A 17,469-nucleotide genomic window follows, 5' to 3' on the forward strand; every position below is an offset into this window, starting at 1 on the left:
ACACGCCCCATAGTACTAAGACTGGACCGGCCCGGCCGAGCCCGGCTTTGCGCCATGGGGCGGGCCGCCGATCGCGCCGCCGCGGCGGGCCGCCCGCGGTTCTGTGATCGGCAACAGAAAAGCCCGCGGCATTGTGTGACCGCGAACGCGGGTTTCGCGTTCAAGCACATCGCCGGCTCCGCCTAAGGTCGCACTCGTCCATCGACACGCGCGCCGCGATCTCCACCCCCACGGCCGCGCTGGAGCGCCGGACCCGACGCCACTGCCCGCACCGACCGCCGCCGCCGCGGCCGGCAGGGACGGCTGCGGCCTATGAAAACCACTCAGGGATCCATCCATGCACGCCAAGACCGCTCTGCTCAGCGCTGCCGTCGTCGCCGGCATCGCCCTCCTCGCCGTGTCGTCCCGTTCCGGCTCCGAAGCCGCTCCCGCCGCCGCGGCCGCCGGCTTCGCCGCGGGCGCCGCCCAGGCTGCGCCCGCGCCGCAGGCCGATACGACCGTCGCACACGAACGCCGCGCCGCCCAGTCGATGCGATTGGCGGTCGGCAGCCGCCGCGAAAGCGACCTGCTCGCCGCCTCGACCTCGCCCGAGCAGGCCGCGGCCTCGCCCGCCGCGCAGCGCGCGCGCCGCCTGCTCGAAACCGTCGCCGCCGACGAAGTGCACCGCACCCAGGCCGACGGCTTCGTCGCCCGCGACGTGATGATCGACCGCGACGGCACCGAGCACGTGCGCATGGAGCGCAGCTACCGCGGCCTGGCGGTGGTCGGCGGCGACCTGGTCGTGCATTCGCGCAACGGCGAACTGCTCTCGGTCACCCAGGGCGACAACATGCGCAGCTTCGGCCGCCCGGCGATCGAACCGAAGATCGGCGCCGAGCAGGCCGGCATCGACGCCGGCGCCGCGTTCGACGGCCGGGTCACCGCGATCGCCCCGGCCCGCCTGGTGATCTTCGCCCGCGGCACCGAACCGACCCTGGCCTGGCAGGTCGACGTCGAAGGCGACCGCCGCAACGACCCCGCACCGGGCCTGATCAGCTACTACCTGGACGCGCGCAACGGCAAGCTGCTGCAGGAAGACGACCGGGTGCACTCGGCCGCCGCCAACGGCACCGGCCGCACCCTGACCCTGGGCAACGTCGGCCTGGTCAGCAACTCGATCAGCGGCGGCTACACCCTGACCGACCCGACCCGCGGCAACGGCCAGACCCTGGACGCGCGCAACCAGACCGGCACCAGCGCGGCCACCGCGTTCAACGACGCCGACAACGTCTGGGGCAACAACGCCACCTCCGACCGCGCCTCGGCCGCCGCCGACGCGCATTACGGCGTCGCCGCGACTTTCGACTATTTCAAGAACGTGCACGGCCGCAACGGCATCTTCAACGACGGCCGCGGGGTCAAGAGCTACGTCCACTACGGCCCGACCAACCTGGTCAACGCTTACTGGACCGGCTCGGCGATGGTCTACGGCGACGGCGACGGGGTGACCTATCGTCCGCTGGTCGCGCTGGACGTGGCCGGCCACGAGATGGCCCACGGCGTCACCGGCGCCACCGCGCGCCTGGGCTACTACAACATCAAGGACAGCGGCGGCCTCAACGAGTCCACCTCGGACATCTTCGGCACCCTGGTCGAATTCAGCGTCGGCAACGCCAACGATCCGGGCGACTACCTGCTCGGCGAGGAGGTCTACATCAACAACCCCGGCGACACCAAGGCGCTGCGGCTCATGTTCAAGCAGGACGCCGACGGCCGCTCGTTCTCGTGCTATCCGGTCGGCGGCTTCACCGCCTCGCAGACCGGCCAGGGTGGCAAGTACGACCCGCACCTGAGCTCGGGCGTGGGCAACCGCTTCTTCTACCTGCTGGCCGAGGGCGCGGTCACGCCGAAGGGCTTCAGCTACACCCCGGCGCAGTTGGTCTGCAACGGCGACAGCGCCATCGCCGGCATCGGCCGGGCCAAGGCCGGGGCGATCTGGTACCGCGCGCTGACCCGCTACTTCGTCTCCAGCACCACCTACCCGCAGGCGCGCACCGGCACCCTGCAGGCGGCGGCCGACCTGTACGGCAGCAACTCGGCCGAGTACAAGGCGGTGGCCCGCGCCTGGAGCGCGGTCTCGGTCAACTGAGCCCGACGCGCCGGGCTCCACCGGCCGGGCGAGACGCAATGGCCCGCGCATGCGGGCCATTGCGCTGCCGGCGCCAGGCGGACGGCAGCGGCGATCAGGCGCGCGCCTTGCGCCACGGCGGCAGGCGCCAATAGGTGAAGGCGCGCCACAGCCATTCCGCCGGGCCGAAGCGGAACCGGCGCAGCCACCATTGCGCCAGCAACAGCTGCAGCACGAACAAGCCGACGGCTGCCGCGAACAACGGCGCCGGCGCGATCCGCCCCCACAGCCCCAGGCCGTAGCCGTAGAACACCCAGGTGCCGACCAGGGACTGCATCAGGTACAGGCTCAGCGCGACCCGGCCGGGGGCGATGAACGGCCGCGGCCAGCGCCAGCCGCGCGCCAGCGACAGCACCACCGCCGCGACCAGCGACAGGGCCAAGGGCAAGGCGCCGATCATGTGCAGGGTGCTGGCGAGGAAGGTGCGCGCGCTCAGGCGCGCGCCGTAGGCGGCGGGATCGATCGCCAGGCTAGCCGCGGTCAGCGCCGCGCCGGTCGCCAGCCCGCCCCACAGCAGGCGGCGCCACAGTCCGCGGTGCGCCGCCGGATCGGCCAGCACGCCGCTGCGCGCCAGGCCGGCGCCGATCAGGAACAGGCCCAAGGCCAACGGCACCATGATCGAGGCGCTGGACAGGGTCAGCCCGACGAACTCGCGCAGGCGTTGCGCGGTCGCCTCGGCATAGCTGCCGTGCGCGTAGGCCGCCACCGCCTGCGCGCGTTCGGCGGCGCCGCGCGCCTGCGCCTGCGGATCGCCGTCGGCCACTCCGGGCAGCGTCAGCAGGCCGGCCAATAGCAGCAAGAACACGCACGGCACCGCGTACAGCGACAGGCCGAGCCGCCACTGCGCCGCGGCGCCGAGCCCGCGCAGCGCGTACAGCAGGAACGCGCACGCCGCATAGGTGACCAGGATGTCGCCGGACCAGAACAGCCAGGCATGCGCCAGGCCGATCGCCAGCAAGCCGAAGCTGCGGCGCAGGTACAAGGGACGGAAATCGCGCCCGGCCGCCCCGGCGCGCTCGCCCATCACCGCGAAGCCCATCCCGAACAGCAGCGAGAACACGGTCCAGAACTTGTGCCGGACCGCTACATGCACCGCCATCGTCGCCCAGCGGTCGAGCCCGCGCAGGGCCGGATCGACGCCGTCGCCGAGGTCGGCCAGCGGCGCGCTGAAGAACGGCGCGTTGCTCAACAAGATGCCGAGCAAGGCGATGCCGCGCAGCGCGTCCAGCGCCTGCAGGCGTTCGCCGGCGGCGACCGGCGCCAGCGGCAAGGCCGGCGGCGGGGGCTGCGCAACGGGGCCGGGGTCGGTGGGCATCGCGGTTCCTATCTAGCCGGCTCCTGTCTAGCCGGTTCCTGTGTAGCCGGCTGTTATCTAGCCCGTCCCGGCCGCACAAGACAGGACCGACCCGCAAAAACGCGAACGGCCCGCGCGAGCGGGCCGTCCGGAACGCCGACCGCTACGCGGTCAGTGCTGGTGGCCGCCGTCGCCGTGGACGTGGCCGTGGTCGATCTCTTCCTTGCTGGCTTCGCGCACTTCGACGATCTCGATCGCGAAATGCAGGTCCTTGCCGGCCATCGGGTGGTTCAGGTCGACGTCGACCACGCTCATTCCGACCTTCTGGATGGTGACCGCGCGCGGGCCGAAACTGGTCGGCAGCACCGCCTGCATGCCCGGGCTCAGCTTGGCGTCCTTGAAGTACTTCTTCGGCACGCGCTGGGTCAGGCCTTCCTGGCGGGCGCCGTAGGCGTCGACCGCGGCCACGTCGACCTCGAACTTCTCGCCGGCTTCGCGACCGTCCATGGCCTTCTCCAGGCCCGGGATGATGTTGTTGTGGCCGATCAGGATCGCCAGCGGATCGCGGCCTTCCGAGCTCTCCAGCGGCTCGCTGCCCTGCTCGGAGACGGTGTAGTGGAAACGGACGACGCGATCTTTCTCGATTTTCATTGCTGGATCCGGATGAAGACCGCGCGGCGGCGGTCGGAAAGGGACACGGCGGCGCGCAGGAATGCGCGGACCGCCACAAAACGACAGGGACGCTGTCTTGTCGCCGCTGCCTTTAGCCGCCAAGCTAGCGACGTGACGAAGGCCGCGCATTATCCCGGCAACACCGCTCCCGCGCCAGCGCGCGGCCCGCTGCCGTTGCCGGCGCTGGTCCTGGCGGCCGTGCTGAGCGCGCTGCTGGCGGCCTGCGGCGGCGGCCGCGAACTGGTCCGCAAGCCGGCCCCGCCCAGCGCCCCGGCCCGGCACTGGCCGCACGTCCAGCCCGACGATCCGGATTCGGCCAATGCGGTGCTGATGCGCGCGATCAGCCTGGTCGGCACCCCCTATCGCTACGGCGGCAACACCCCCGACAGCGGCTTCGACTGCAGCGGCCTGGTCAACTACGTCTACCGCGACATGCTGGCGCTGAGCCTGCCGCGCACGTCGCGCGACCTGGCCGCCTTCCAGGGGCCGCGGATCGAGCCGACCCGCCTGGCCGCCGGCGACCTGGTGTTCTTCGGCAGCCGCGGCAACGTCAGCCACGTCGGCATCTACGTCGGCGAAGGCCGCTTCGTCCATGCCCCCAGCAGCGGCGGCACGGTGCGGCTGGACCGGCTCGACGGCCCCTACTGGGTCGATCACTACAGCGGCGCCAAGCGGGTGCTGATGAAGTGAGCCCTCGCTTCCTGAACAGGGAACGATGTCCGGCCTGGGTGAAAAATGTGAATCAAATCACGCGCTTGTTAACGCGCAGCTAACGAAATTTGAACCTATGTCTCGCACGCGCCGGGCATCATCTTTCCCCGGTGACGACTTCGTGATGACTGCGTGACGCCTCAATTCACTCGCCAAGGCCGCCAGGCTGCTACCCCCGAAGCCCCCCTGGCCCAGAGCACCCGCACCGCTCGGGCTAGCCAACGTCTCCTGCTCACCGCCGCGCTGGCGGTTTGCGCCCTCCCCGCTTTCGCCGATACCGCCACCGGTACCGGCCTGTCGATGGGCGCCCTGCCGGGCGGCCCGTCGCTGCGCAACGATTCGGCCGATGCGCCGGAGTCCAGCGCCGGCAGCATGCTGCCGGAGGCGATGACCCTGTCCGACCGCGCCCTGCTGCTGGCGACCGACCTGAACCGCCTGCTGGGCCCGAACGCCAACCTGGGCAAGGCCGATCTGCCGGTCGCCGAACAGAGCCGGATCAAGAACCTGCTGCAGCGCGCCCTGGGCCTGCTCGGCACCCCGTACCGCTGGGGCGGCAGCAGCCCGGACCAGGGCTTCGACTGCAGCGGCCTGGTCGGCTACGTGTTCCGCAACGCCCTGGGCATCGAACTGCCGCGCGTCTCGCGCGAGATGGCCAAGACCGGCGCGGTGATCGACCGCGCCTCGATGACCGAAGGCGACCTGGTGTTCTTCGGCCGCCGCGGCCGGGTCGACCACGTCGGCATCTACCTCGGCGACGGCCGCTTCGTCCACGCCCCGCGCACCGGCAAGGACGTCACCGTCTCCAGCCTGGACACCGGCTACTGGAGCGGCAAGTTCATGGAAGCCCGCCGCGTCGACGGCATCTGAGGTTTCCTGCTTCGCGCATCCCAACAAGCCGCCTTCGGGCGGCTTGTTCGTTTTTGGGGGGCGCGATTTCGCTCAGGGCGCGCCGGCGCCAGCTCGGGCAAGAGCGGAGCTTCGATCGCTGACGACGGTCTTGGATTCTCTGCGCGTCCCGGGGTCGCGGCTTACGCCGCTCCTACAGGGGCATAGGGCAAAGCGCGGCGAGATTGCGCGATGGCTCAGCGCTCGATCAGGATCAGCTTGCCGGTCTTGGGGTCGCGGTAGACCTGGCCGACCTCCTGATAGCCCGGCCCGGCGCCCTGCTGGCCCCGGTGCGGGCGTTCGATCGCCTTGCCGCGGGCGACTTCGACCGGCGCGCGTTGCGAGGTGGTCGCGCTGATCGCGGCGAGCAGGCCGCAGGCGAACACCAGCATCACGTCGACCAGGTTGACCAGGCTGGCGCGCGGGTCTTCGTCGTCGTGGTCGAAGCGGGTACGCAGCCGGCGCCGCGCCGCGCGGGTGGCGCGCAGGCTCATGCCGCGGCCTCCATGCGTTCGAGCAGTTCCTCGTACCAGCGCCGGCGCAGGCGGCCGATCCACAGCCCGGCGATGCCGGCGATCAGGCCGAGCACGGTAGCGTCGAAGGCCACCGTCACCGCGCTGGCCAACTGGGCCGGATCGCCCTGCCCCAGCGCGGCCAGGCCCGGGCCGAGCGGGATGATGGTCGCCATCAGCCCCAGCATCGGCGGCACCCGCGCCAACAGGTCGCAGCGCTCGATGCGGCGCCGCGCCAGACGTTCGACCAGGGCCGGATCGCCGGCGCGTTCGAGCCGGCGCAGGCCCAGCCAACGCTCGCCGATCGCCAACCCGGCTTCGATCAGGGCCGCGCCGCAGGCCACCAGCAGCACCGCCATCGCCACCGGCAGCAGGCGTGCGATCAGGTGGTGCAGCCAGTCGAAATGGGTCATCCATTCCATCGTCGTGTTACCTCATGTTCGTTGATCGGATAGATCCCGCGGCCGCCGCGATCGCAATGCCGGCGCGGTGGGATCGGCATCGGCGCGCGCTCGGGAGGCCGTTGCTGCGCGAAGAGCAAATCCCCCCTGCTCGTCCGGCCAGCAGACACAGCCTGCTGGCGTTCGATCGTGCGCGAACCTGGCGGTTCGCAAGCGCACGCTCTCACCCTTTTCCAAAGGGGGGAACAGCAACGGATGAGCAGCGGTGGCGCGGCCCTGTGCCAGCGCGCAGTTGTGCATACGCAAACCCGAGCAGCCCCCCCCTCACACCGCCCGCGTCTTGGGCACCGCCAGGCCGCGGCGCAGGCCGAAGCCGAGCAGCAGCGCGATCGCCAGCGCGACCAGCGCCGACGGCAGCGGATGGCGCTGGACCAGCGCCACCGGCGCCAAGGTCGACAGTTCGCTGACCCGTTCATCGCGTGCCGGCCCGGCCGGCTTCGGCGTCGATCCGGCCGGCTTGGCCGCGGGCTGCGGTTTGCGCGGCGGCAGCGACGGCGACGGGCGGTTCGCTGCGACGTCTGCGGCCTGGCTCGACGCATCCGTCGCGGCTTCCCGAACCGCCGCCTGCCGCGCCCGCGCCTCCTCGCCGCGGGCGAAGGTCGACACCGCGCCGCGCTCGCCGCGCGCGCGCGCCAACACCTCGGCGACCTGCGCCCGTGCCGCCGGCGACAGGCGCGGCTGCAGCCAGCCCCACAGCGGATGGTCCGGCGCGGCGTGGCCGCTGCCGGGCAAGCCGTTGCGCGCGATCAGCGCGGCCAATTGCTCGCCCAGGCGCGCGACGTTGGCGTCGGGCGTCTTCCAGTAGCCCTTCTGCGCCGCCACCAGCATCAGCGCCAGCATGTGCGCCTTGGCCTGCTGGGCGTGGCCGCGATCGAGGAAGTCGGCGACGCCGAGGCGGTGGCGATCGTCGAGGTAGACGCTCTGCACTTCGTCCCAGGCCCAGCCGCGGATCACGTCCGGCCGGGTCACCTGCCAACCCCACAGGTTTTCCAGGAATTCCTGGCTGACCGTGCGCGCGCCGGCGTAGCCGTGCTTCATCAGCGGCCGGATCCAGGCCGGGTTGAGGTAGCGGCCGCGGAACTCGCGCAACAGCGCCGCTTCCAGCGGCTCGACGTCGGCGCGCTCGGCGTCGGCGTTGTACAGCACCTGCGCCTGCGGCACGCGTCCGGTCAGGGTTTCGACCGCCAGCGACAGGCCGCCGAAATAATCGAAGGCATCGTTGTTGTCGAGCAGTCCGTACAGGTGCGAGGCGCGGCCGTGGTAGCTGCGCTCGATCCGGCCCAGGCCGATCTCGAACGCGCGATGCGCGGCGCTGCCGTCGGCGTCGAGACCGTAGGCATGGCCCATGCGATTGAGATAAGCGCGGCCGATCTGGCGCCGCTCGCTCCAGGCGCCGGAGCGTTCGGTCAGTCGATTGACCCCGGCGCCGTACGCGCCCGGCGCGTCGCCGAAGATGCGCCAGGCCGCCTCGCGGCCGGCGTCGGCCAAGGCCACGCCCTGGGTCCGCAAACTATCGGTGCGCTGCAGCCATTCGCGGGCGACGCCGTTGCCGGCCACCGCTTCGTCGCCGTACTCGACCTGTTCGCCCAGCGGCGCCAGCGCCGCCGCCAAGGCCGGCGCCAGTTCCGGGCGCTGCGCGCGCAGGGTCTTGGCGCTGGCGGCCAAGGCCAGGCGGCCGCCGCGGTCGAGCAGCAGCACCAGGTTCGGGTACAGATCGCGGAACAGGCCCGAGGTGGTGACGATGACGTCGCGGCGCGGCTGGCCTTGCGGCATCGGCTTGAGCTCCAGGCCCTGGACGATGCCGCGCGCGTTCCAGCGCGGCTGCACGCCCATCAGCGCCAGCGAGAAGCCGACCATGACGCCCTCGTCGCGCACCGCGTCGGAGGCCCACAGCACCACGCCTTCGCTGCCGCTGCGGCCGTCGCTGCGCGCCAGCACCCGCGCCGCCTGTTCGGCGCCCAGGCGCTGGGCCAGCGGCGAGGGCAGCACGTCGCCGTCCAGGCCGTGGAAATTGCGCCCGGTCGGCAGCGATTCGGGCGCGCGCAACGGGTCGTTGCCCTTGCCCGGTTGGACGAAACCGCCGTCCAGGCCATGCAGCCAGGCGGCCATTTCCGCCGGCGGCGATTGCAGCAGCTTGCCGCGCAGCGCGTCGCGCTCGCCGAGGCCGCGCATCGAGTCGAGCATGGTGTCGAGCTGGCCCGCATCCCAGGCCTGGCCGAACACGTGCAGACCGTGCGGCATGAATTTTTCCTGCAGCTTGGTCAGGTAATGGCCGATCTCGTGCGCGAGCAGGTCGTCGTCGGCCTGCTCGAAGCCGATCCCGCGCACCTTGAGCACGTCGGCCATGCTCGCTTCCAGTTCGGCGCGCAGTTGCAGCGCCTCGACCTGGGCGCGCATCTCGCTCGCGGCCTGGGCGCGCAGCGGTTCGCTGCTGCTGCTCTCGAAACTTTCGACCAACTGGCGCAGGGTCAGCAGGCGGTCGTACAGCGGCGTCGCCGCCAGCGGCGGGGTCAGGTGGTCGACCATCACCGCCAGGCCGCGGCGCTTGGCCTGGGTGCCTTCGCCGACGCCGTCGACGATGTAGGGATAGATCCCCGGCACGTCGCCGGCGATCAGCCGCGAGTAATCGTCTTCGGCCAGCCCGACCGCCTTGCCGGGCAGGAATTCGTAGGTCGAATGGCGGCCGATGTGGACGATCGCATCGGCGCGGAACACGTCGCGCAGCCAGTGGTAGTAGGCCAGGTACTGGTGCGGCGGCGGAATCTGGGTGTTGGCGTGCAGCAGTTCCTCGTCGACTTCCCAACCGCGCGGCGGCTGCGGGCCGAGGAACACGTTGCCCAGGCGCAGGCCCGGCAGCACCACGGTGTCGTCGTGCACCATCACCTTGCCCGGCGCGCGGCCCCAGCCGCGCAGGCCCGGCACCTGCAGCGCCAGCAGCCGGCGCTGCGAAGCCTCGGCTTCGGCGCAGGGCGCGTCGGCGGCCGCGCCCTCGGCCTGGAGGCAGCGCAGATGCGCCTGGATCAGGCTGCGGAACTCGCTCAGCGCCGCGTCGCGCGCGGGGTGGTCGATGCCTTCGAGCAGATGCAGCAGTTCGCGCTCGGCGTCGCGCACCCGGCGCTCGCCGAGCTCGGTCTCGTGCCCGGCGCGCGCCAGCGCGACCTGGGCCTGCAGGCGCGCCAGCGGGCCGTCGCTGACCTCGCCCTGCACCGCTATCGGCAGGGTCGCGAACCAGCGCCGGTAATCCTCGCCCGACAGCGTGGTCGTCTGGCTCGCCATCGCCGCCAGTTCGCCGCCGTCCTCGGGCGTGTTGACGCCGGTCTGCATCATCCGGTCGAGCAGGGCCTCCGGCGTGGCCGGCAAGTCGTCGACGCGATAGCCGCCGGCGCGCATCGCCCGCAGCATGCCGTGCAGCGAGGCCGGCACGTCGAGATTGTCGGCGCCGATGTTCTGCCGGCCCGGCGGGTGGTTGTAGTAGATCAGGGCGATGCGCCGTTCGCTCGCCGGCTTGGCGCGCAGCGCGCGCCAGCGCTGGGCGCGCTCGACCAGGGCGCGGATCTCGCCGCCGAGCGGTTCGGGCCGTTGCAGGCGCACTCCGGTCAGGGGGTCGATGCGCGGCGCGCCGGCCGCGGCCAGCACCATCGGCTGGCTGCTGCCCTGCAGCTCCGACATCGCCACCCGGTACTGCACGCTGGAAGCCGGCAGGCCGTCGCCGGACAAGCGCCATTGCGCTTCGCTGCGGTCGAGCAGACGGATCGCCTTGAACACCGGCACGTCGAGCGCGGCGATCGCGCGGGTCGCCGCATCGCGGCCTTCGGCGGCGCCGACCACGAAGTCCTGCAGCACCACCAGCCCGGCCAGCGGCTGCGCGCCGAGCATCGCGCGCAGGTTCTGCACCGCCTGCAGCGAGGCCTCGCCCCAGCGCGCGTACAGGCCCAGGCAGGCCAGGCCCTGCGCCTGCGCCTGCGCGCACAGCGCGTCGCCGGTGGCGACGTCGGCGTTGTTGAGGTCCAGCACCGCCAGCAGCGGCCGGGTATCGGCGGCCGGCGCGGCGACCACCGCGCCGTTCTGGCGCAGCACCAGATCCGGCTGCGGCTGCGCCGCCGGCACCGCGCCGCCGTCGAGCAGGAAGGCATAGCTGCGCTGCAGATTGCGGCTGCCGCCCTCGCGCCACAGCGCGCGCAGGTCCAGCCATTCGCCGGCGAAGGCGTCGGCGCGGGCGCGCTGGACCAGTTCGGCGGGCGGCGTTTCGGCGCTGACGCGGATCAGTTCGGCGGCGCTGAACGCGCCCAGGCCGTGGCGCTCGCGATGGCTGGCCTGGGTCAGGCCGGCCTCGCCATGGAAAGCGTACAGGCGCTGCGGGCCGCGGCCGCGCTGGCGCAGCCAGGCCGCCGCTTCGCGCAGGCGCACGCCTTGCTCGCCGAACAACGCCACCGCGACGACGGCGTCGCTGGCGCCGACCAGCGCGCGCAGTTGCTCGCGGTCGAGCGCTTCGAGCTGTTGCGGCGTGCGCAGCACGATGCGGTCGTCGGGGCGGGTCGCCAGCAGTTCGCGCGCGGCCTCGGCCGCTTCCGGCGCGGCGCGCTCGGAGACCACGCCGAGCACGGTCTTGGCCGGCGCGGCGGCGGCGAACAGCAACAAGGCCGCCGCACCCAAGGCGCGCCACAGTCCTTCGAATCCGTGCCCACCAAACCCACGCTCACGGAACCCACGCCCGACAAAACCACGCGCAACACGCATCGACGGCCTCGCTCGCCGCACGCCCTGTGCGGAGCTGGTGAAGGAGGCGAACGAAACCGCGGAGGCAGGCCACGGACCCGGTGCACGGGCGCGCGACGCCGCCCTCCGCGACGTCCACCGCATACGCACCGGCCGGTCTCCGGGCTTGCGGGGGCCGGGACGAACCCGGCGCATCGGCGCCTTCCCGGAGCGGACGCTCCAGTGGCTGCGGCGGGCGCGCGGAACCGGCGCTGGATCGCGCCCCCGCGGCCGTCGCCGACGTGCCGATGCTTTAACCCGCCTACCGTTGCAGGGGCAGCGCCGGACTGGTCCGCGGCATCGCGGACGCACCGGCTTCCCGTTTAACCGCGTCGCCGGGAGGGCGAGGCGGCACCAGATGCAAAGCGCGCGCAATCTAGCACAGCGCGCCGGCGCGGGGCGGACGCGGGGGTATGGAGGCGGTCGGTGTGTCGGGCCGACGGAGATCGTGGCGGACGCTGAAAGCAAATCCCCCCGCGCTGCGGACATCGCTCAGCAACCCGCTTGCGCCGGGCGCTGGCCCCCTTTTTCAAAGGGGGCGATCGATGACGCGCTCGGTTCTCGGTTCTCGGTGGCTCGGTGGCTCGGTGGCTCGGTGGCTCGGTGGAATGCTTTTGCAGCTCCCCCTTTGGAAAAGGGTGAGAGCGTGCGCTTGCGAACCGCCAGGTTCGCGCACGATCGAACGCCAGCAGGCTGTGCCTGCTGGCCGGACGGGCCAGGGGGATTTGCTTTAGCGCCGGTCCACGGCGAACGCCGCTTCCCGATCAGCCCTCGTGCACGTAACGCTCGACCGTCGCCTCGATGCCCTTGCTGAGTTCCATGATCTTCAGCGCGTACTCGGCCAGGCGCTTGTCGTCCTCGGTCAGCGGGGTCCACGTCGGCACCGGGGTCGGCTTGCCGTCGGCGTCCATCGCCACGAACACGATCACGCAGTGGGTGCACAGGCGCTCTTCGGCCACGCCGTCGTCCAGGCCCGGGTCGCGCGCCTTCACGTCGACCGCGAAATGCATGCTGCTGGTGCCGGTGTGGATCAGCTTGGTGTGCACGGTGACCAGGTCGCTGATCCGGATCGGAGCGACGAAGCGGATCCCGCCGACCGCGACGGTGACGCTGTACTTGCCGCTCCAGCCGACCGCGGCCGCGTAACCGGCCTGGTCGATCCACTTCATGACCATGCCGCCGTGGACCTTGCCGCCGTAGTTGACGTCGGTCGGCTGGGCCAGGAAGCGCAGGTTCAATTCGCGTTGCTGCCCTTTCATGCTCAGCCCTCCCGCACGACCTTGATATGCCGCACCACCGCCGCGCCGACCCGCTGCACGGCCTCGCGCTGGCGTTGGTCGCTCAGTTGGCCGTAATCGGCGAGCTTGTCGCCGGCCTGGCCGACCGCGACCTGCTGCGGCACCACCAGCAGGCCGAGCTTGGCCAGCGCGTCGCGCAGCACCAGCAGCGAGCGCAGCCCGCCGAGCGGGCCCGGCGAGGCCGAGACGATGCCGGCGACCTTGTCGGCGAACAGGCTGGTGCCGGAGGCGCCGTCCGGCAGCGGCCGCGAGATCCAGTCCAGGGTGTTCTTGACCAGCGCCGGCATCGAACCGTTGTATTCCGGGGTGCTGATCAGCAGGCCGTCGTGCTCGGCCATCAGCGCCTGCAGCCGGCGCGCGTTGTCGGGCATGCCCTCGGCCTCGATGTCGCCGTCGTACACCGGCAGCGCATAGTCGCGCAGCTCGATCAGGGTCACCTGCGCGCCGGCGGCGCGCGCGCCTTCGGCCAGGACCGGGATCAGGCGGCGGTTGAAGGATCCCTGGCGCAGGCTGCCGGCGAAAGCCAGCAGGCGCGGGGCGGCGGACGGGATGGCGGCGGACATGGCGGGCTCCGTGGCGAAGCGGGGATTATGCGCGAGCCCTTCCGGCAGCGGGAGCTTGCGCGGCGACGACGGCGGCGCGATGCTCGCGGCCACCCACCCTGGGGAGGCGCGGACCATGGCACGTACGATCCTGGCGGTGCTCGTCGGCATGCTGGCGGCGATGGCGACGATGCAGCTGTTCGAATTCGGCTCGGCCCGCCTGCACCCGTTCGCGCCCGGCGCCGACCCGAACGACATGGCGGCCTGGGCCGCGCACGTGGCCGGCGCGCCGTTCGCGGCCTTGGCCCTGGTGGTCGCCGGCTGGACCGTCGGCGGCTACGCCGGCGGTCTGGTCGCGGCGCTGATCTCGCGCCGGCACCGGCGCGGCGCGGCGCTGACCGTCGGCGCGCTGATCGTCTGCGCAGTGATCGCGGTCAACGCGATGTTCGCCCACCCGCTGTGGATGCTGATCGCCGGCCTGCTGCTGCCCCTGCCGGCCAGCTGGCTCGGCGCCCGCACGATCGCGCGCCGCGCGAAGGAGACCGCATGAAGCAAGTGTTGTACGGATTCGGCGTGTTCGTCGCCGCGTTCGCCCTCGGCGCGGGCCTGGCCCGCTTTGGCGCGCCCGGCGACGACACCGCGATGTGGATCGGCGGCGGCATGCTCGCGGTCGGCCTGGTGGTCGGCTACAAGGCGTTGGAAGCGCTGGCGATGCTGATCGCGCCGTTCGTACTGGCGCGTATGGCGCTGCGCTGGGCCGCCACCGGCCGGCCGCTGCAACCCGCGCCCGAGCGCGGCGAACGCGGCCAATGGCTGGCGCGGCTGGTGTTCGTTCCGGTCTACGCCGTCTACGCCGCGCTGACCGGGACGATCGTCGGCGCTTTTCCCGGCGGCCACGGATTCTTTATCAACGGCCTGATCTACGGCGCCGCCGGCCTGCTGTTCGCCGCGCTCGCGGTCGGCGTGGTGCTGAAGTGGTTCGGCGAGAACTGAGCCCGCGCTCGGCCTCAAGGCGCTGGAAACGAAAACCCCGGCTTCGCAGCCGGGGCTTTCTTGTTGCCTAAACCGGCTCGGTCAGGGGCTGGCGCCGAACTCGCCGTAAGGCTTGAGCTGGTTGCCCAGGGCCTTGGCGTCGCCGACCACGATGATCGACAAGTCCTTCGGCGCGTAGTACTTGCGCGCCATCGCCTGCAGTTGCTCGGCGCCGACCGCGCGCACCTTCGGCACGTACTCGCCGAGGAACTCCGGGGCCAGCCCGGCCAGCCAGTTGCCGGCCAGGGTCGCGGCGACCGCGCCCTGCATCTGGTTGTTGATCAGATAACCGCCGGCGACGTAGCGCTTGGTGTCCTCCAGCTCGGGCGCATCGACCTTGTAGTCGTTGAGCTTGCCGAACTCGTACAGGAACTCCTTGATCGCCTCGCCGGTGACCTCGTTGCGCACGTCGGCCGAGGCCTGGACCAGGCCGCCGGCGCGCATCGCGCTGAGGCCGCCGCGGGCGCCGTAGGTATAGCCCTTGTCCTCGCGCAGGTTCTGCATCAGCCGGCTGCTGAAACCGCCGCCCAGCACGATCCCGGCCAGCTGCGCCGGCACGTAGTCGGCGTCGGTCGCGGCGATCGCCGGATGGCCCAGCCGGACCGCCGACTGCACGCTGCCGTCGCGCTGCACGAACACCCGCTTCGCCGGCGCCTCGCGCCGCGCCGGCGCGGCGTCGGCGATCGCTTCGCCCTCGGCCTTCCAGCCGCCGAACGCGGCCTCGGCGAGCTTGAAGCCCTGCTCCGGCGCGATCCGGCCGGTGATGACCAGCAGGCCGCGGTCGGGACGGAAGCGGCGCAGGTGTTCGGCGCGCACCTTTTCGGCGGTGACCGCGTTGATCGCCGCCTCGGTCGGCTGCACCCGCGCGTACGGATGGTCGCCGAAGGTGGTGGCGAGCAGGGCCTGGGTGGCCTTGAAGCCCGGTTGCGACTGGGCGACCTTCAAACCCTGCAGGGCGTTGGCCTGGGCCAGCTTGACCTCGCCGTCGGGGAAGGTCGGCTGCTGGGCGACTTCGGCCAGCAAGCGCAGCATCGGCTCGGCCTGGGTCGGCAGCGCGTTGGCGCTGAGCTGGATGCCGTCGTTGCCGGCGCTGGCGCCGATGCCGCCGCCGTAGCCCTGCGCCGCCTCGGCGATCGCCTTGGCGTCGCGCTTGGCGGTGCCCTGGGTCAGCAGGCCGGCGTACAGCGAAGCGAAGCCCGGCGCGTCGGCCGCATCGGCGGCCAGGCCGGCGTTGCGCACCGCCAGCACGTAGTCCACCCGCGGCACGCCCTGGCGCGGCACCACCCACACCTGCAGGCCGTTGGCCAGGGTCTTCTGGGCGATCTGCGGCACCGGCAGGGCCTTGTCGGCGGCCAGCGGCGGCAGTTGCGCGGGCAGCTTGACTCCGGGGCCGGCCACGGCGGCGCCGCTGCCGAACAGGACCAGCGCGGTGGCGAGCGCGAGCACAGTCTTATGGATCGTCATGGTCGTCTCCTCAGTGCTGGCCGGACGGCGCGGCGGCGGGCTTGGCCGCGCCGGGCATCATCGCCGCCGGACGGCGGTCGATCACGGTGCGGTTGGCGCGGGTCAGATAGGTCTTGGCGACGCGCTGCAGGTCGGCCGAGGTCACGCCCTCGATCCAGCCCGGCACCTTGTTCACCACCTGCGCATCGCCCCACAGGGTCTGCATGCGCGCGACCGTGTCGGCGCGTTCGATGAAGCTTTCCAGGCCGTTGTACCAGTCGGCCAGCATGCGGGTCTTGACCCGCTTGAGGGTGGCCGCGTCGACGCCTTCGCGGGCGATCTTCGCCACTTCCTCGTCGATCGCCGCCAGCACCGCGTCGGCGCTGCTGTCGGGGCGATACAGCGCGAACAGGGTGAACAGGGTCGGGCCGTTGTAGCTCCACGGGTCGGTCAGGCCGTACAGCGGATCGACGTTGATCGCGATCTGGCGCTGTTTGACCAGGCCCTGGTACAGGCGCGAGGCCTCGTCGCCGGCCAGCAGGTTGCCCAGCACCGCCATCGGCGCCTGGTCGCGGCTGCCGCGCGCGGGCATCTTCCAGGCCGCGGCCAGCGCCGGCACCTGGGCCAGCGCGTCGCTCTGGGTGATGCGCTTTTCCTGGGTGTTGAGGCCTTCGGAGAAATCCGGCGCCTGCGGCGTCGGCCGGCCCGGGATCGCGCCGAAGTACTTGTCGGCGAGCTTGAACGCCTCTTCGGGGCTGATGTCGCCGGCGATGCCGAGCACCGCGTTGTTGGGGCCGTAGTAGTCGCGGTGGAACGAACGCACATCGTCGAGGCTGGCGTTCTCCAGGTCTTCGAAGCTGCCGTAGCCGTCGTGGTTGTTCTCCCACTTCTGGAACGCCTGCTGGGCGATGTCGATCCACATGAAGCCGCCGTAGGGCTTGTTCTTCACGTTGACCCGGATCTCCTCCTTGACCACGTCCTGCTGGTTCTTGAGCGTGGTCGGATTGAAGTCCAGGGTCTTCATCCGATCCGCTTCCAGCCACAGGATGCGGTCCAGCGCCGACACCGGCGCGACCTCGATGTAGTTGGTGAAGTCGGCCCGGGTCGAGCCGTTGTTGCGTCCGCCGCCGCCGCTGATGACGTTGTCGAACACGCCCTTGGGCGCGACCGGCGTGCCCTGGAACATCAGGTGCTCGAACAGGTGGGCGAAGCCGGTGCGGTTGCGCGGTTCCAGGCGCATGCCGACGCGGTAGACCACGCTGACGCCGACGGTCGGCGACGTGCGGTCCTGGGATACGACCACGGTCAGTCCGTTGTCGAGTTTCTTCACCGCGACCGGCACCTGCCAACGATCGCTCTCGGCGGCGTGCGCGGTGGCGGACGCGGCGCTGGCGATCGTGGCCAGGCCGGCCAGCAACACGCTCAGATGACGCTTGCGCATGGATGTCTCCTTACAGGTCGAATGGTCCGCCGGCAACCGCGGCGGGCCCCCGATGCTACGTGACGGAGGCTGCCGCACGCCAACCGGGCACGGCGCCACGAGCGAACGGAGCGAAAACATGGGGCGGAAGTCACGTGGGGCGGAAGTCACGTGGGACGTTCGCCGCGGCTTGCGTAGGCGACGGTCCTGGCCAGGACGTCCTGGCCTCGACGCGACGGATCGCCGACACTGTGCGGCCCGCGTCCGCCGCCGCGCA

General features: G+C 71.7%; 14 protein-coding genes and 1 riboswitch. Of the genes, 5 read left to right on the plus strand and 9 right to left on the minus strand.

Annotation, left to right across the window (positions count from 1 at the left end; all coding sequences use genetic code 11):
* Positions 1–529: 529 nt before the first annotated feature.
* Positions 530–2,128, plus strand: coding sequence for a M4 family metallopeptidase (locus AC3A57_RS11540; protein ID WP_487579236.1), 1,599 nt, complete (start codon positions 530–532; stop codon positions 2,126–2,128).
* Positions 2,129–2,222: 94 nt separating this feature from the next.
* Here the strand turns inward: AC3A57_RS11540 and AC3A57_RS11545 are convergent, their stop codons facing one another.
* Together AC3A57_RS11545 and AC3A57_RS11550 are read right to left on the minus strand one after the other, a co-directional pair.
* A complete protein-coding gene (locus AC3A57_RS11545) occupies positions 2,223–3,482 on the minus strand; it encodes a DUF418 domain-containing protein (RefSeq protein ID WP_487579054.1) in 1,260 nt (419 codons plus the stop codon).
* 150 nt (positions 3,483–3,632) lie between these two features.
* Complete coding sequence (locus tag AC3A57_RS11550) at positions 3,633–4,112, minus strand: FKBP-type peptidyl-prolyl cis-trans isomerase (RefSeq protein ID WP_487579055.1); 480 nt, start codon at positions 4,110–4,112, stop codon at positions 3,633–3,635.
* A 189-nt stretch (positions 4,113–4,301) separates the two neighbouring features.
* On the opposite strand from AC3A57_RS11550, the gene AC3A57_RS11555 reads away from it, so the two are divergent.
* Together AC3A57_RS11555 and AC3A57_RS11560 are read left to right on the plus strand one after the other, a co-directional pair.
* Positions 4,302–4,823: a C40 family peptidase gene (locus AC3A57_RS11555; protein WP_487579237.1), complete on the plus strand. Its 522-nt coding sequence runs from the start codon at positions 4,302–4,304 to the stop codon at positions 4,821–4,823.
* Between the two features lie 321 nt (positions 4,824–5,144).
* Positions 5,145–5,711, plus strand: a complete 567-nt coding sequence (locus tag AC3A57_RS11560; RefSeq protein WP_487579056.1) for a C40 family peptidase — start codon at positions 5,145–5,147, stop codon at positions 5,709–5,711.
* 215 nt (positions 5,712–5,926) lie between these two features.
* Here AC3A57_RS11560 and AC3A57_RS11565 read toward each other — a convergent pair whose 3' ends face one another.
* The 5 genes from AC3A57_RS11565 to AC3A57_RS11585 all read right to left on the minus strand — a co-directional run bounded on the left by AC3A57_RS11565 (position 5,927) and on the right by AC3A57_RS11585 (position 13,318).
* Positions 5,927–6,223, minus strand: a complete 297-nt coding sequence (locus AC3A57_RS11565) for a DUF2149 domain-containing protein (protein WP_487579057.1) — start codon at positions 6,221–6,223, stop codon at positions 5,927–5,929.
* The gene (locus tag AC3A57_RS11570) at positions 6,220–6,663 is read right to left on the minus strand and encodes a MotA/TolQ/ExbB proton channel family protein (RefSeq protein ID WP_487579058.1); all 444 of its coding nucleotides are present in this window, start codon (positions 6,661–6,663) and stop codon (positions 6,220–6,222) included. Before AC3A57_RS11570 ends, AC3A57_RS11565 begins: the two co-directional genes overlap by 4 nt.
* 303 nt (positions 6,664–6,966) lie before the next feature.
* On the minus strand, positions 6,967–11,355 hold the full coding sequence (locus AC3A57_RS11575) for a cobaltochelatase subunit CobN (RefSeq protein WP_487579059.1): 4,389 nt from the start codon (positions 11,353–11,355) through the stop codon (positions 6,967–6,969).
* Between the two features lie 197 nt (positions 11,356–11,552).
* A riboswitch (cobalamin riboswitch) is annotated at positions 11,553–11,832 on the minus strand.
* A 389-nt stretch (positions 11,833–12,221) separates the two neighbouring features.
* Entirely contained in the window at positions 12,222–12,716 is a 495-nt protein-coding gene (locus AC3A57_RS11580; RefSeq protein ID WP_487579060.1) for an acyl-CoA thioesterase, read from the minus strand.
* Between the two features lie 2 nt (positions 12,717–12,718).
* Positions 12,719–13,318, minus strand: coding sequence for an NADPH-dependent FMN reductase (locus AC3A57_RS11585; RefSeq protein WP_487579061.1), 600 nt, complete (start codon positions 13,316–13,318; stop codon positions 12,719–12,721).
* 115 nt (positions 13,319–13,433) lie between these two features.
* Between AC3A57_RS11585 and AC3A57_RS11590 the strand changes: the two genes are divergently transcribed.
* Positions 13,434–13,847: a hypothetical protein gene (locus tag AC3A57_RS11590; RefSeq protein WP_487579062.1), complete on the plus strand. Its 414-nt coding sequence runs from the start codon at positions 13,434–13,436 to the stop codon at positions 13,845–13,847.
* Positions 13,844–14,290, plus strand: a complete 447-nt coding sequence (locus AC3A57_RS11595) for a hypothetical protein (RefSeq protein ID WP_487579063.1) — start codon at positions 13,844–13,846, stop codon at positions 14,288–14,290. Before AC3A57_RS11590 ends, AC3A57_RS11595 begins: the two co-directional genes overlap by 4 nt.
* An 81-nt stretch (positions 14,291–14,371) precedes the next feature.
* Here the strand turns inward: AC3A57_RS11595 and AC3A57_RS11600 are convergent, their stop codons facing one another.
* Complete coding sequence (locus AC3A57_RS11600) at positions 14,372–15,793, minus strand: M16 family metallopeptidase (RefSeq protein WP_487579064.1); 1,422 nt, start codon at positions 15,791–15,793, stop codon at positions 14,372–14,374.
* Between the two features lie 10 nt (positions 15,794–15,803).
* Positions 15,804–17,213 (minus strand): M16 family metallopeptidase, encoded by a 1,410-nt coding sequence (locus AC3A57_RS11605; RefSeq protein WP_487579065.1) that lies wholly within the window; start codon positions 17,211–17,213, stop codon positions 15,804–15,806.
* Positions 17,214–17,469 lie beyond the last annotated feature (256 nt).

Source organism: Lysobacter sp. Soil_C_15, from assembly GCF_057657315.1.

What these genes read in the sequence shown, in the direction of transcription:
- AC3A57_RS11540 (WP_487579236.1), top strand. Translation starts at nt 530, where the DNA reads ATGCGATTGGCGGTCGGCAGCCGCCGCGAAAGCGACCTGCTCGCCGCC.
- AC3A57_RS11545 (WP_487579054.1), bottom strand. Translation starts at nt 3,482, where the DNA reads ATGCCCACCGACCCCGGCCCCGTTGCGCAGCCCCCGCCGCCGGCCTTG.
- AC3A57_RS11550 (WP_487579055.1), bottom strand. Translation starts at nt 4,112, where the DNA reads ATGAAAATCGAGAAAGATCGCGTCGTCCGTTTCCACTACACCGTCTCC.
- AC3A57_RS11560 (WP_487579056.1), top strand. Translation starts at nt 5,145, where the DNA reads ATGGGCGCCCTGCCGGGCGGCCCGTCGCTGCGCAACGATTCGGCCGAT.
- AC3A57_RS11565 (WP_487579057.1), bottom strand. Translation starts at nt 6,223, where the DNA reads ATGAGCCTGCGCGCCACCCGCGCGGCGCGGCGCCGGCTGCGTACCCGC.
- AC3A57_RS11570 (WP_487579058.1), bottom strand. Translation starts at nt 6,663, where the DNA reads ATGGAATGGATGACCCATTTCGACTGGCTGCACCACCTGATCGCACGC.
- AC3A57_RS11580 (WP_487579060.1), bottom strand. Translation starts at nt 12,716, where the DNA reads ATGAAAGGGCAGCAACGCGAATTGAACCTGCGCTTCCTGGCCCAGCCG.
- AC3A57_RS11585 (WP_487579061.1), bottom strand. Translation starts at nt 13,318, where the DNA reads ATGTCCGCCGCCATCCCGTCCGCCGCCCCGCGCCTGCTGGCTTTCGCC.
- AC3A57_RS11590 (WP_487579062.1), top strand. Translation starts at nt 13,434, where the DNA reads ATGGCACGTACGATCCTGGCGGTGCTCGTCGGCATGCTGGCGGCGATG.
- AC3A57_RS11595 (WP_487579063.1), top strand. Translation starts at nt 13,844, where the DNA reads ATGAAGCAAGTGTTGTACGGATTCGGCGTGTTCGTCGCCGCGTTCGCC.
- AC3A57_RS11600 (WP_487579064.1), bottom strand. Translation starts at nt 15,793, where the DNA reads ATGACGATCCATAAGACTGTGCTCGCGCTCGCCACCGCGCTGGTCCTG.
- AC3A57_RS11605 (WP_487579065.1), bottom strand. Translation starts at nt 17,213, where the DNA reads ATGCGCAAGCGTCATCTGAGCGTGTTGCTGGCCGGCCTGGCCACGATC.